Raw genomic sequence first — 13433 nt, forward strand, 5'->3', positions numbered from 1 at the left:
CCGATGTGGTTGCCCCGTCCACACAGTAATTACACGGTTAGTCGCCCTCTTTAGCGTTCTGGTCTGTTTGACGACCATTCTTTGCCGTCGGCACGCCGCCGAACGGCATGCGTGACTGTATCAACCACCCATTGTTATCTCGTCACATTTCTGAATTGTAACGTTTGTGGTGGCTCGAGTGCACTTGCAGTGATGCCCGTCTGGTGAACAGAATGCTTATGGCTGACTAACCGTTCAGTTATCAGTATGAGACAGCCGAGTGAGCGAAAGCGACCGTGGCTTGCGGCCCTCCTTTCGTCGTTGGTCACCGGACTGGGGCATCTCTATCTGGGGCGATGGCGTCGTGCGCTGGGATGGCTCGTCGTGGTGACCGGTGTGGGACTGTTTTTGGTGGATCCGACAGCCATCGCGTCGCTGGCAGCCGGGTCTGTCCCGGACCCGGTGGCTCTCGGGCCACTGTTCGTCGTGAGTCTGCTTTCCGTTCTTGATGCGTACATCTTGGCACGCGCCCAGAACGTGATGCAGCGAGTCAGCAACACCGTCGAGGGGGCACGAACTCATTGTCCGAACTGCGGAAACGAACTCGATCCCGAACTCTCGTTCTGTCACTGGTGTTCGACGGAAATCGATCGGTCCACTGAATCGCAACCGGACCCGATTACCGAACGGACGTGATCCGTTCGTTGTTCCGACTGCGCGCTATTCGACACTGAGGGGCCCGATACAGACGACAGCACGGTCTCGACTGCGTTCGGTCATACTCGGATAGTTCGGACTCTAACGGGTTCTACGCGTTATGCAAAGAGAACAGCCTCGATGTATTCATCGGCCGCCCGTCGCGCCGTCGAAAGCGTGTCTGTCTCGCCGTGGATGACGGCCCGTGTCCTCGCGCCGTCGACGATCGTCATGATCGCTCTCGCGACGTGCTCGGAGTCGGCCTCGACGAAGACGCCTGCCTTGATCCCGTGGTCGATCACCGTCTCCAGCAAGTACCGGACGTACTCGTCGTTCTGCCGGAAGCGGTCCTCGAAGGCGTCGTTGTACGGTGCCTGGCTCCGCATTTCCAGCAGGGCGATCAGGAAGTTCCGGTGGTCCTTCGGATCGACGAGCAACTTATCGAGCAATAATTCGAGTCGTTGCTCGGGCGCAGTCGTCTCGACTTCGTGAATCGTCTCGACGAACTGGTCGATGACGTAGTCCAAAAACGCCGCGAGCAGGTCGTCTTTGGTGTCGTAGTGATAGTGTATCGCCGCCGTCGACTTGCCGTACTCGTCGGCGATCCGTTCGATCGTGAGATCCGCGTACCCGTGTTCCCGAAGCGCACGATAGGTTGCGCGCATGATCGCCTCGTCGGTCTCGGAAAACGACCGTTCGAGCGGGTCGGCCATCGTCTTGACGTACGTCGGATCCTAATTAACTGTTTTGACTTACACGTCAGTGACATTTGCCCACAATCCCGCCGGTATTGGGTCTCTAAAGGGGAAGATTCTCGATTCTGGACGATTCTCGTCCGCTCCCAAAGACTTTTGACTAATTGGTTAGTAAGTACTGTATCTACTGTGATCGTCGACGATTCACTCAGGACCTTCTCTGAAGAGACGCATTGTCGGGTCTGTGTGCAGCCTGTGACGGACCGCGGGCGGGACGCGGGGACCATCCCGGAAACCGGACCCCCATGGCGTCGGTTCCGTCATCCAGTCCGGGAGGCCCCCTTCGGCAGGCCGCTGAACGGGCCGGGCGTTCGAGCCATCGGCCGCGAACTGTTCACCCCTGACCTGCTGGACGGGTGTCGATAATGGGTGTTCGGGACCGCCTCGGCGCGCTGTTCAAGGGGCCCGAGGAGTTCGACCTCACGTCGGGAGCCATCGGCAAACCGTTGTTTTTCCTGTCGATGCCCATCGTCATCACGAACCTGTTTCAGACGGCGTACAACCTCGCGGATACGTTCTGGCTGGGGCAATACAGCACCGACGCGCTGGCGGCGATCAGTTTCGCGTTCCCGATGGTGTTTCTGGTCATCTCGCTGGGTATGGGAATCTCGGTCGCGGGGAGCATCCTCGTCGCCCAGTACACCGGCGCGGACGAGGAGCGAGAGGCCGAATACGCCGCGTCCCAGACGGTCACCTTCGCCGTCCTCGCTTCACTTCTGCTGGGTGGGGCCGGCTATCTCTTCGTCGATCAGTTCCTGGCGATCATGGGCGCGTCGGCGTCCGTGTTGCCCCTCGCGACGAGTTACATGGAGGTCATCTCGCTGGGGCTGGTGTTCATGTTCGGCTTTGCGGTGTTCGTCGCCCTCATGCGCGGGTGTGGCGACACGATCACGCCGATGGTCGTCATGTTCGGGTCAGTCGTCGTCAACATCGTCATCGATCCGTTCCTGATCTTCGGGTGGACCGTCGTCGAAAACGTCCCCCTCGTCGGGACGATTTCGTTCCCTGAACTCGGCATTCAGGGGGCGGCCGTCGCGACGGTGTTCTCCCGAGCGCTCGCCCTCGTTGTTGGGCTCGCAATCATGTTTCGCGGGACCCGCGGGCTCGAAATCCACCTCAGCGATATGGTCCCGGATCTCCACTATTTCCGCCGACTCGTCCGGATCGGGCTTCCCGCATCGATCGAGGGGACCGGCCGCGCGCTCTCGATGAACCTGCTTCTGTTCGTCGTCGCGACGTTCTCGGATCCGGTGGTCGCGGCCTACGGCATCGGGACGCGGATCTTCTCGGTCGTGTTCCTGCCGGCGACCGCTGTCGCTCGCGGCGTCGAGACGATGACCGGCCAGAACATCGGCGCGAACAGGCCGGCCCGCGCTCAGCGGGCTACTCGGCTCGCCGCGACGTTCCTCTTCGGTGTCCTCACCGTCGTTGGACTCGCCGTCTTCGCCGTGCCAGAACCGATCGTCTCGGTGTTCGTGGGTGCCGGCCAGGACAACGCCGAGGCTGTCGTCTCCGCCGGGTCACAATTCCTGCGATACGTCGCACTTTCGTTCGGCTTCATCGGCATCCTGCGGGCCTACACGGGAAGTTTCCGGGGTGCCGGCGAGACGCTGACAGCCGCAGCGATCGCCGTGGTCACGCTCGGGGGAATCCGGTTCCCCGTCGCCTGGGTGGGTGCCGCCGCGCTCGGTGCCCCCGGTATCTGGGTCTCGTTTGCCGTCTCGAACGTCGTCGGGGCGGCTGTTGCCTACCTATGGTATCGTCGCGGGACCTGGCGCGAGGGTGATCTGACGGAGACGAAGATCAGCACTGACGGGACCGCCATCGAGCCGACCGCGACGGACGACTGATACTGACCCCGGGAGGGGAGCCGTCCTGGCCTCCCTTTCCAGTTCTGCCGGCCGAACTGCGTTGGTGGCACGGCAGGTTTATATTGACTGACCGGTTAGTCAGTCTATCGGCTGTTCGAAATGGACGAAACGACTCCATCGGTACGAGAGCGGTTCCGGGACGCAAACGAGGATGGCCGGCTGTACCTCTGGGGCGGGATCATCGCAGCTGCGATCTCGCTCCTTATCCTGCCGATCGTCGGGCTACTCGCGATCTACTGGGGGTACAAGCTTCATGCCGAGGCAGGACGGACTGTCCCGGCGGTCGTCATCGCCGGGGCCGGCGCGACCGGCGTCCTCTACTGGATAGCCTATCTGGCGACGCTGTGAGCGCCCGTCCTGCAATCGGTCACGCCGTCTCTTCGGCGAGCCACTTCTCGCTGTAGGTCTCCCCGCAGGTACAGACGGCGTAGGCGTGGATCACGTCACCGTCGGCGTAGAGCCCGCCGACCTCCTCGTTTTGGGCTTCGGCGAACGCGAACACGAACTTGGCCGTGTGATCGGCTTCGGGGTCCTCGCCGCTCACCGGGCAATTGCCACCGGTCAGATCGTCGTGAATCTCGCCCGGCGTATCCATCGCCTGCTGGGCCAGCCCCATCGGATCCATCCCGACGACCGATTGGAACGCGCTCCGGCCTTCTTCACCCGGGAGAACGAGGACGATACCGTTCTCGACAGTCGTTGCGTGGTCTTCGAGTGATTCGAGGTTCGAGACGCTGTCCTCGTGGAGAAAGAAGGCGATGTCCTCGGGGCGTTCGCCAGCCAGAAACTCCGTCGTATCGGTCATACCTCGACGAAGTCGCCGAGGGCCAAAAGGAACGTGATCCGGGCGCTGACGGTGCCTGCTCCGGAGCAGCCCAGCGTGATTTGGAAGTCAGCGGCGCCCATCCTCGCGAGCTTGGCGGGGATCAGATGCTAATGACGCTGGAGACGACGAACTTCGTGAAGATCGCGACCAGCGCCCCGATCCACGACAGCGCGACGAAGTGCATGTAGCTGTTGAGCTTGTGGCCGCCGTCGGTCGTCCGGATCATCAGCGACGACAGCAGGGCGTTGAAGATCACGACGGTGATCAGCAGGAACTCGATGATCGGGATCTGGTACACCGAGGTGTGAATGAGCGAGCCCACCTCGAAGTTGCTCGACCCCGTCTGCAGGTTCAGGCTCATCTCCGAGAGGATGTTGACGACCTGCAGCCCGATGAAGAAGGCGAAGGTCGCGGCCGCGGAGATGCCGTACAGCACGCCGATGAGCGTCGTCGTCTCCTGGTCGCGTTGCTGGCGCAACTGCAGGACCTCGTTCATGTTCTCGCTGATGAGTTCGCCCAACTGTTTCGGGCTGCCACCCATCTTCCGGCCGATGAGGTACATCTCGCTGAACGTCTGGATCAGGTACGATCGGGACTCGGCGGTGAAGTGTCGCCAGGCCTTCTCGGGTTCGATCCGCATGTTCAGCCGTTTATAGAGGTTGTCGATGTTCTCGCTGAGCGGCCCGAATTCCTTCTCACGGAGGGATTCGAGGACCGCGCCTGTCGTCGACTGCTTGGCACCCTCGGTTGATCCGAGCGCACGGATGAAACTGGGATACTCCTGATCACGGGCCTTGATCTTCTTTTCCTCCCGTCGGATGACGAGCCCGGGGATGAGCAGCGGTGTGATCGGGAAGACCGCGTAAATCGACAGTGGCACCGGATCCCAGAAGAAAACGAGCATGTCGAGCGTGAGCGGACTGATCCCGGCGAACCCGCCGAAACTGATGAACCCGAACACGAACGTCAGCCCGACACCGACGGCAAAACTCACGTTGAGTCTGCGTTCCATCGGCGAGGTGATCTCTTCGGGGTGATACCAGACCGGATCGTAGGGAGCCAGCGAGCGGATCGCGACGAAAAAGCCAGTCTGGACGAAGATGAACAGCACGATGACAGCGCTGACGGTCATCATCGGGTTCGTCCCCGTCAGGATCGGGAGGACGACCGCGAACACCAGGGCGAACGTCATCGAGAGGATCATCGACAGGTAGAGGTCTTTCATCACTTCGAGGTTGCCAAGCGTCCCCTCGTAGAGCGTCTTGTAGTTCTCGATGATCATGTCCTGCTCCGAGAGCAGATAGTCGTCGATACTTTGGCCCGCACCCATGGTGTAGGCAAGTCGGTCGAAGAAGTCCGCCAGGGCGTCGCTCGGGACTTCTTTCGCCCGGCGGCGACACGCGTCGTCCAGACTCAGGTTCCAGGTGTCGACCAGCTCGACGACCCGTCCCATCTCCGTTGCGAGTTCGCCGTACTCCTCTTCCTCGGCGAGCGCCCGGAACACCTCCATGCGGTCGATCTTGGTCGTCGAGAGGACCGTCATGTGTGTGACCATGAGGTGAAACCGGTTGTTCAGCGCCTGTTTGCGCTGGGAGAGTCGCACTTTCGGGTAGAACACGGCGGCCCCCAGCAACAACAGCCCGAGCAGCGGGAAGGGCACCTTGATCGCCAGCGGCAGGTTCACCAGCACCGCGACGCCGAGGGTGCCGAGAAAGAAGACGAACGCGGGAAGCAGGATGCCGAGCAGGTATCGCTGGATCGGGATCCCCATCCCGCGGTAGGATTCCAGTAGCGAGGCTATCGTCCCGGAAATCGTCAGGTCGAGGGTGGCTTCTTCGGAGGCCATCAGTCTTGGCGGTGGATGTCGAAGGGGAGTCCCTCGACGCCGTCGCGCTGGAAGTTCTCGATCAACTCGTTGACCTCGTGATAGCCCAGCACGTTCTCCTGGATCGCCCGCTTGATGATGTTCGCCCGGAACTGCAGGTCGTCGTAGATGTCACGGGTGTCCTCATAGCCCAGCAGCGTCGCGATCTGCTCTTCCAGCACGAAGGAGTTGTTCATCCCCTGGAAGACGATCTCGTCCTCGACGGGGTCCCAGTAGAAGCTCTGGCGGGTGACGACCCCGTCCATCTCCTTGGAGTAGCCTTCGATCTCCTGGACCGACGTGACCCGACGGAGGACATCGTCGCCCTGCTTGACCCGGTTCTGGAACAGCGCGATGTCGGCGTTGTCCATGAACGTCTCGGGGACGTTGATCGGGTCGCCCGTGAACCGTTGGATCATCGAGACGATGTCGCTCGCGTGGAACGTCAGCATGACCGGGTGGCCGGTCTGGGCGGCCTGGAAGGCCATCCGCCCCTCCTCGCCACGGACCTCGCCCACGATGATGTAGTCGGGCCGCGAACGCAGGGCGGCGGCGACGAGGTCGAACATGTCGACGTCCGTCCCTTCGTCGTCGCCCTCGCGGGTCAACAGTTGCTGCCAGGTGTCGTGCGGGGGGAGGACCTCCGAGGTGTCCTCGGCGGTGTAGATCTTCGAATCCCGCGGGATGAACGACATGATGGAGTTCAGCGTCGTGGTCTTCCCTGACGCCGTCTCCCCGACGACGAACACCGTCTGCTCGTTTTCGAGAGCGAGCCAGAGGTAGGCCGCCAGTTCCGGAGAGAGGGTGCCCCACTTCGTAATCTGGAAGATCGACAGGGGCACCTCGTCGCCCTGGCGGATGGTCAGAGAGGGCCCCTTCAGCGAGACGTCGTCGGAGTAGATGATGTTGATACGCGACCCGTCGGGCAGCGTCGAGTCGATGATCGGGTCGCTGTCGGAGACGGGGTCGCCGATGCGCTCGCCCATGTTGCGCAGCCACTGCTCGTACTGGCCGTCCTCGCCGAAGTCGACGGTCGTCTTGATGAGGCTGTACACCGAGTGATCGACGTAACACTCGTGGGGACCGATGACGTGAATGTCCTCGTTGGCCGGGTCCCGCATCACCGGCTCCAGCGGTCCGAGCCCGACGATGTCCCGGTTGAGCCGGTAGCGGATGTTCTCGTAGGTCTCCTCGGTGACGTCGACCTTCCCGAGGTTGGTGATGTCGCCCAGCCGACTCATGACGCCGTTGCCGCTCTCGCGGCTCTTGACGTTCGTAGTCTCCTGGAGGAGTTCCTCGATCCGGTCGTCGTACTCGGCCTCCTCGCTGGGCGCGGGTTTCATCACGCTGCGTTCGAGCAGCCGGTTGCGGACTTTCTCGAAGACCGTCCGCTCGTCGTCCGCGAGTTCCGGTTCGATCGCGTAGTACTTGATGTCCTGGCCGATGTCGCCGTAGATGTGGGTGTAGATCGGGCCGCCGACGGGATAGAGGATGTTCGGGCGGTTGGTCTCGTACTCGCCGTCGGCCTCCTCGACGAACATCGGGAACTCGCCGGTGATCTGCTTGAACTTCTGGAGGTGATCACGGAGATGTGGCCGCCTGGCTGCGTGCTGGCGGAGTTCGTCCGACGGTTTGGGTCTGCCGTGATCTGTCATGTGTAGTCCTCGTTAGGCGACGCTGCGTGATTCGATGACGATGCCCGTCCCCGAGCGGACGGAGTAGCCGATGGTATCGCCGACCTGTTCGCCCATGCCGGCGAAGCGTTTCACCGAGATCTGTCGGCGGACGTCGTTACCGACCTCAACCATTTCGAGTTCGATGAACACGTCGGCGATCGCCCTGAAGGGGCCGATCGCGTCCTCGTCGAGCGTCGAGGGGTCGACTGTGAGCATGATGACCTTCCCCTCGGCGATGACGTCCCGGAAGAAACTGATGATCTCGAGGGCGGCCTGGCGCTCCTCGTTCTGGCGGACCAGGGCCTCGAACTTGGGGTCGTTCCGGAGGATGGCGTCGAAGGTGTCGATGATGATGACGTCCGTGTCCCACATCACTTCGGCGTCCATCAGCCGTTTGAGAAGGTCCATTCGATCGCTCTCCTCGTCGCCGCCCTGGAAGGTGTTGGAGTCGCCGATGTCGGCGTGCAAGAACAGCAGGTTCTCGTCGAGGAGATGCTCGACCATGCCGTAGTCGAGGCTATGCATCTGATCGAGGAAACTGCCAACGGTCAACTCCGTCGAGAGCATCGTGACCGTCTGGCCCTCCTCACAGAGCCCATACGAGAACCGCTGGCTCATGGCTGATTTCCCGGCCCCGTAATCCCCTTCGACGAGGACGATGCTGCCGGGCGGGATGCCGCCACCGAGTTCCTTGTTCAGTCTGTCGCGCTCGTCGAGACCAAGCGAGTACAGGTCAGTCGTTGCGATGCTCATGTGTTGAACTCGAACACCTCCCTGTCGCCGTTGATCGTCACCTGGACGCGGTGATCGCCAGTCGAGAGATCCGGTGCCGAGATCTCCATCCGGATGACGTTGCCCGGCCGCCAGTAGTCGCCGTCGACGACCGTAAAGCCAATATCGGTCCAGTAGGCCCCGTCGACGAGCACGTCCATCCCGGTTCCATCGGCCGGTAACCGCTGGGAACCGGTGTTTTTGACGTACAGCGTGATGTTTCCGTCCCCGTCGATGTCGTAAATCTGGGCACCGCTGTCGCTGATGATCTCGACTTCCGTCCGGACCTCCTGGCTGGCGTCGACGCCGAGATCGTCGACCGCGCCGCTGAGCTGACCGACGGTACTGGTGATCGTCCCCGCGACGCTCGCCGCAACGAGGATGCTCGCGATGAAGATGATCAAGTGCGACGCCGAGACGCTAGCCACTCAGACCCACCTCCGTATCAGCGATGCCCGGGCCGCTGATGACTTTCAGCCGGTCGGGCTGGTTCGGAACGGTCATGTTTGCGGTGAGTCGCTCGCCAGTCGCCCAGATGTCGGTCGAACTGTCGCCACCGACCGCCCGATCGAGAAACGCCGTTTGCAGGGCTCCATCGACCATAAAGTCCGTATCCCCGACACTCAACCCGGTCGCCCCGGTGTTCTCGACGGTCGCGTTCACGTAATATAGCCGATTTCCGGTGAGGTTGTACGCTACCGTCACGTCTGTCAGATTGATCGCCGTATTCTGCTGGGCGAGCAGATCGTCCTGGGCGGCCGACCGGGCGTCGTTGACTGCTTCCATCGAGTTCGAGGCGGCGCTGTAGAAGGTTCCAAAGGCGACGAAAAACGCCACCAGGAGGATCGCCGCCGAACCACTAACGCTGAATCCCATCGGGGCCACCTCCGGTCTGGCGTGGCACCTGCTGGAGGGCGATCGACTCGGCACCGCCGCCGTTGAGCTGGCTCACGTACCGCAGACTCCTGGTGTGGTGGTCGATAGTCAGGCTCGCGGCCTCGCCACCTTCGTCGAAGCCTTTGAGGTACGCCCGCAACTGGTCGGCGACGGACTCGTCGATCCAGTCGATGCGCTCGTAGTAGTCGATAGCCTCCGCCGTATCTCGAACGCCGACCTCCTCGACTAAGAACTCGAGCCACTCGACGACGATCAAGTCGGCGAGGAACCCATCGGGGAGCGCCGTGAGGTACGGCTTCCCGTCGTCGTCGTCCGCTGTCTCTGTCTCCGCCTCGGCGGTCGTCTCGCCCGCCGTCGTGTCGGCTTCTGGCTCGGTCGGTTGCTCGTGGTCGACGGCCTCTTCGGTCGCCGTCTCTTCGGTGGCCAGTTCCTCGGTCGCCGTCTCCTGGTCCGGATCGGCGGTGTCGTCGACCGGCTCCGCTGTCTCCTCGACCACAGTCTCCTCGACGGTCTCCGTCTGTTCGACGTCGTCTGCTTCGTTCCCGTCGTCCTCGATGACCGTATCGAACAGTTCGTCATCGGCAAGCCCGTCGTTTGCGTCGTCGGCTTCGTCCGTTGCGGTGACCGCTTCGTCTTCGCCGCCCGCGTCTTCCAGGATGTCAGTCGCATCGTCTTCGAGGAGTTCGTCGGCGTCGTCCTCGACATCCTCGACCGATTCTCCGGGACTCGCTTCGCCCTCCTTTTCCTCGCCTTCGGCCCACTCGGCATCGCCGGATTCGTACTCGTCTTTGAGTTCCGCGAAGGACTTTCCGCCTTCGCCGTCTCCGTCATTTTCCTCATCGTCGGTGTCGCCACCGTCATCCATCTCGAAATCGTCGTCGAATCCGTCATCGATGTCGCCGAACTCGTCGTCGTCCATCTCGAAATCGTCGTCGAACTCGTCTTCGATCGCGTCACCACTTCCTCCGGCGTCTTCGTCCGTGCCGAGGACGTCGCCAACGTCGGTATCGGCTTCCAGATCGTCGCCATCTTCGACCAAGTCCTCGTCGAAGAACCCCTCTGCGTCAGCGTTGGCGATCCCTTCGTCGAGATCTTCTTCCTCGGTCTGATCGCCGCCGTCGTCGAACAGACCGAAGGACTCGTCGCCGGGGCCGCCCAGTCCGCCCGCGTCGATGTCGTCCGCGAACGGATTGACCCCACGGGTCACCATCTCGTAGATGTCAAGCAGCTTTCGAACGTTCTCCTCGACGTCGTCGACCGTCTCCGAGATCTGCTCGTTCTCGTTTCGGACCGTGTTGACCGTCGAAGAGAGGCTCCCGACTTCAGTTTCGAGCTCGTCGAGACGGTGCTGGAGTTCGTCGGTGTCCGCACCGCCACCGCCCTCCATACCGCCGAACTCGTCGTCCTCGAACTCGCCGAAATCGTCGTCTCCCCCGCCGAACCCGCCACCCAGATCGTCCAGATCGTCGCCACCCTCCTCGGGCATCAACCCGTCGTCGCCGCCCCCGTCGACGGAACTGCTAGCGTCCCCCTCGTCGGAGAGGATCGAGTCGAAGACAGACCGGATACTCATTCCGAGCGCTCCCGTCGTCAGGATGGCGACGGCGAGTGGCTCGGCCGACACCGAGCCGACCGACTCGACGATCCAGCCGCCCGTGGCGTCGAGGAGGGGTTGACCCACCTCGCCGACCACAGCCCCGGACTGGAATAGCGAGAGAGTACTCATTGGGAAGATTATTCCCGTACGCGCCCTTCAATCTACCGTCTAGAGTATCATATTTGATAACTGATGGTTTCCTTCAGCAATATTGTCCAGAAATTAGCGTCTGACGCCTCGCGATTATGCCCATACCTTCTCGCAGAGCGGCCCTGGTATCGATATTGGGAACGCCCTGGGAGTCGGTGTGGCAGCCGGGGCGGTATGACTGTTTATTTATGTCTCACTGGAACTGGACTACGCACCGACTGTTATACCGGCTCAGAGTCGCTTTGACTCTCTATTTGCACTTTTGACGATGAGTTCGCCGGTTTCACCTTCGAGTCTGATCGAGCGCCCGTGGTCGCCGCCTACGTCCTCGCCGACGATCGGGATATCCAGTTCCGAAAGCGTCTCTTCGACGACGTTCGCGTTCCGGACGCCGATACCGGACCCGTTCTTCGAGAAGTCGAGCATGTCGCTCCCGCCGGCGATCTTCGCGATCATGCTCGATCGGTCCGCGCCGTGCGCCTCGAGTTCGCTGACCAGCGTCTCGACGCCGGTGTCGGCGAACTTCGCCGGGTTGCCGCCGTTGACTTCCTCGGCGACCGGGAGCATCACGTGAACCAGTCCCGAGACGCCGGTCTCCGCATCGTGAAGCGCAACCCCGATACACGAGCCCAGGCCGCTGGTCGTCAATGTCGCCCCGTCCGTCGAGACGTCGTACTCGGCGATCCCGACCTTGATTCGTTCGGGGGTACTCGTCTGCTCTGTCCCCGATCCGTCGTAGACCTTCATCACTGGAATATTTCCTCGGGATCCGCGTCAGTCTTTTCTGCCCGTTCGACCGCCAATGCTTCGAGTGCCTGCCGGAGTTCCTCGTCGTTTGGCAACGCGTAGATCTCACTTTCGAATTCGACGTCCTCGGTCTGCATCCGCGAGTCGATGACGAAGGCGTGGTCCTGCTGCTGGCCGACCTGGGCTGCCAGCGGGTCGATGATGGCCCGCCCCATGTCATGAACCAGCCGCGGCGGCGTATGATCGACCGACGTCTGGAGGACGTTTGCCCACCCGTCGACGAATCCACTGGTCATGATGTTGCCCAGCTCTTCGATCGCCGCCGTGTGTTGATCGGTGAGCCCGTCGCCGTCGACTTCGGTCGGCATCAGCGCCTCGGCCGCGTTTTTCGCCGAGGCTTCATCGAACAAGACGAGCAGGAAGCCGCTCGGGAGCCCGGTGAACTCGACGGCCGTCCCGACGTACTGGTCGGTACCGACCTGCTTTGGGACGTCCTCGATCCGAGCGAAGTTGATCTGGGACACTTCCGCTTCGACGTCGATCCCGGTCATCATCGAGACGTTTTCGGCTGCCTGCCTGGTACCCTCCCTGGTCATGCGGTTGAAGACGTGGAGTTTGTCCACCGGGATCGCGTCTTCCTCAGCGTCGACGTGGTCCGCCATGACCTCCGTGAGCGAGTCTTGATCCGGCAACATGTAGATGTAGAAGTCGACGGACTCGTCGACCCACTCGATCTCACTTTTGAACACGAACACCTGGTCGTCCGGGGTGGCCGTATCCGATGTGGGTAGGATCCCCTTGCCGGTCCCTTCTATGTACGTCGGTGGGGAGTGTTCGATCGTGGTCTCGAGGTAATCAGCCCACCCGTCGATAAACCCACTCATCATGATGTTGCCGATCTCCTTGACCCCACTTTTCGCCATGTCCCCGCCAGCGCCGTCCCCGGGCAGTAATGCCCCCGTCAACGTTTCACTACACGCCTGGTCGAGCACCAGTACCGTCTGGCCCGACAACTCCCCCTCGAAGTCGAATTCGACGCCGACGAACGCCTGTTCGCCGAGCGCTTCGCCGACGTTTGCCCGATCCATCAGCGTGATCTGGGTCACGTCCACGTCGGCGTCGATCCCGGTCATCTGGGACATCGACGCTGTCGCTTGCTTTGCCCCTTCGTGGGCGAGTTCATTGAACGTCCCGAGCGACTGGATGTCGACGTTCATCTATGAGGGGACAACGTCCTCGATGGCTTCCATGACGCTTGGCTTCTGGAACGGTTTCGTGATGTATCCGTCCGCGCCGGCCTTGACGGCCTCTTTCATCTTCTCCTCCTGGCCGACGCTCGTACACATGATCACGTTCGCATCGGGACTCTCTGTCTTGATCTCGTCGGTGGCCTCGATGCCGTCCCTGATCGGCATCACGATGTCCATCATCACGAGGTCGGGATCGTTTTCCTTGTACGCTTCGACGGCTTCGACGCCGTTCTCGACCTCGTCGACGATCTGATGATCCTCCTCCAAGATCTCGCGTAGCAGGTTCCGCATGAACTCCGAGTCGTCCGCGATCAATACTTCTGGCATGGGTTCTACTTCCCAGGTTGGCGAATT

At 61.7% G+C, this 13433-nt stretch carries 15 protein-coding genes; 4 read left to right on the top strand and 11 right to left on the bottom strand.

The window, feature by feature from the left end:
• Nucleotides 1–246: 246 nt before the first annotated feature.
• Complete coding sequence (locus HBNXHr_RS03225) at nt 247–675, top strand: zinc ribbon domain-containing protein (RefSeq protein ID WP_275739428.1); 429 nt, start codon at nt 247–249, stop codon at nt 673–675.
• Nucleotides 676–794: 119 nt separating this feature from the next.
• Here HBNXHr_RS03225 and HBNXHr_RS03230 read toward each other — a convergent pair whose 3' ends face one another.
• On the bottom strand, nt 795–1388 hold the full coding sequence (locus tag HBNXHr_RS03230) for a TetR family transcriptional regulator C-terminal domain-containing protein (protein ID WP_275739430.1): 594 nt from the start codon (nt 1386–1388) through the stop codon (nt 795–797).
• 228 nt (nt 1389–1616) lie between these two features.
• Here HBNXHr_RS03230 and HBNXHr_RS03235 point away from each other — a divergent pair, with 228 nt between their 5' ends.
• The 3 genes from HBNXHr_RS03235 to HBNXHr_RS03245 all read left to right on the top strand — a co-directional run bounded on the left by HBNXHr_RS03235 (nt 1617) and on the right by HBNXHr_RS03245 (nt 3649).
• Nucleotides 1617–1796, top strand: a complete 180-nt coding sequence (locus tag HBNXHr_RS03235) for a hypothetical protein (RefSeq protein WP_275883155.1) — start codon at nt 1617–1619, stop codon at nt 1794–1796.
• A complete protein-coding gene (locus HBNXHr_RS03240; RefSeq protein ID WP_275883156.1) occupies nt 1796–3280 on the top strand; it encodes an MATE family efflux transporter in 1485 nt (494 codons plus the stop codon). The genes HBNXHr_RS03235 and HBNXHr_RS03240 overlap by 1 nt, the downstream gene beginning before the upstream one ends.
• Nucleotides 3281–3400: 120 nt before the next feature.
• The gene (locus tag HBNXHr_RS03245) at nt 3401–3649 is read left to right on the top strand and encodes a hypothetical protein (RefSeq protein ID WP_275883157.1); all 249 of its coding nucleotides are present in this window, start codon (nt 3401–3403) and stop codon (nt 3647–3649) included.
• A 19-nt stretch (nt 3650–3668) separates the two neighbouring features.
• Here HBNXHr_RS03245 and HBNXHr_RS03250 read toward each other — a convergent pair whose 3' ends face one another.
• The 10 genes from HBNXHr_RS03250 to cheY form a co-directional block, all read right to left on the bottom strand.
• Nucleotides 3669–4106: a DUF5807 family protein gene (locus HBNXHr_RS03250; RefSeq protein ID WP_275883158.1), complete on the bottom strand. Its 438-nt coding sequence runs from the start codon at nt 4104–4106 to the stop codon at nt 3669–3671.
• Nucleotides 4107–4227: 121 nt separating this feature from the next.
• Complete coding sequence (gene flaJ, locus HBNXHr_RS03255; protein WP_275883159.1) at nt 4228–5973, bottom strand: archaellar assembly protein FlaJ; 1746 nt, start codon at nt 5971–5973, stop codon at nt 4228–4230.
• Complete coding sequence (locus tag HBNXHr_RS03260) at nt 5973–7646, bottom strand: type II/IV secretion system ATPase subunit (RefSeq protein WP_275739440.1); 1674 nt, start codon at nt 7644–7646, stop codon at nt 5973–5975. The genes flaJ and HBNXHr_RS03260 overlap by 1 nt, the downstream gene beginning before the upstream one ends.
• 12 nt (nt 7647–7658) lie before the next feature.
• The gene (locus tag HBNXHr_RS03265; RefSeq protein WP_275883160.1) at nt 7659–8420 is read right to left on the bottom strand and encodes an ATPase domain-containing protein; all 762 of its coding nucleotides are present in this window, start codon (nt 8418–8420) and stop codon (nt 7659–7661) included.
• Nucleotides 8417–8866 carry a flagellar protein G gene (locus HBNXHr_RS03270; protein ID WP_275739444.1) on the bottom strand — a complete coding sequence of 150 codons (450 nt, stop codon included), beginning with the start codon at nt 8864–8866 and terminating at the stop codon, nt 8417–8419. The genes HBNXHr_RS03265 and HBNXHr_RS03270 overlap by 4 nt, the downstream gene beginning before the upstream one ends.
• Nucleotides 8859–9314: a flagellin gene (locus HBNXHr_RS03275; RefSeq protein WP_275883161.1), complete on the bottom strand. Its 456-nt coding sequence runs from the start codon at nt 9312–9314 to the stop codon at nt 8859–8861. The genes HBNXHr_RS03270 and HBNXHr_RS03275 overlap by 8 nt, the downstream gene beginning before the upstream one ends.
• Nucleotides 9298–11061, bottom strand: coding sequence for a FlaD/FlaE family flagellar protein (locus tag HBNXHr_RS03280; RefSeq protein ID WP_275883162.1), 1764 nt, complete (start codon nt 11059–11061; stop codon nt 9298–9300). Before HBNXHr_RS03280 ends, HBNXHr_RS03275 begins: the two co-directional genes overlap by 17 nt.
• A gap of 252 nt (nt 11062–11313) precedes the next feature.
• Nucleotides 11314–11829 (bottom strand): chemotaxis protein CheD, encoded by a 516-nt coding sequence (locus HBNXHr_RS03285; protein ID WP_275739451.1) that lies wholly within the window; start codon nt 11827–11829, stop codon nt 11314–11316.
• The gene (locus HBNXHr_RS03290) at nt 11829–13046 is read right to left on the bottom strand and encodes a chemotaxis protein CheC (protein ID WP_275739453.1); all 1218 of its coding nucleotides are present in this window, start codon (nt 13044–13046) and stop codon (nt 11829–11831) included. Before HBNXHr_RS03290 ends, HBNXHr_RS03285 begins: the two co-directional genes overlap by 1 nt.
• Nucleotides 13047–13406: a chemotaxis protein CheY gene (gene cheY / locus HBNXHr_RS03295; protein WP_275739455.1), complete on the bottom strand. Its 360-nt coding sequence runs from the start codon at nt 13404–13406 to the stop codon at nt 13047–13049. It lies immediately after the preceding gene.
• Between the last annotated feature and the right edge of the window lie 27 nt (nt 13407–13433).

This window comes from Halorhabdus sp. BNX81 (genome assembly GCF_029229925.1).
In the GTDB taxonomy this organism is placed as follows: Archaea; Halobacteriota; Halobacteria; order Halobacteriales; family Haloarculaceae; genus Halorhabdus.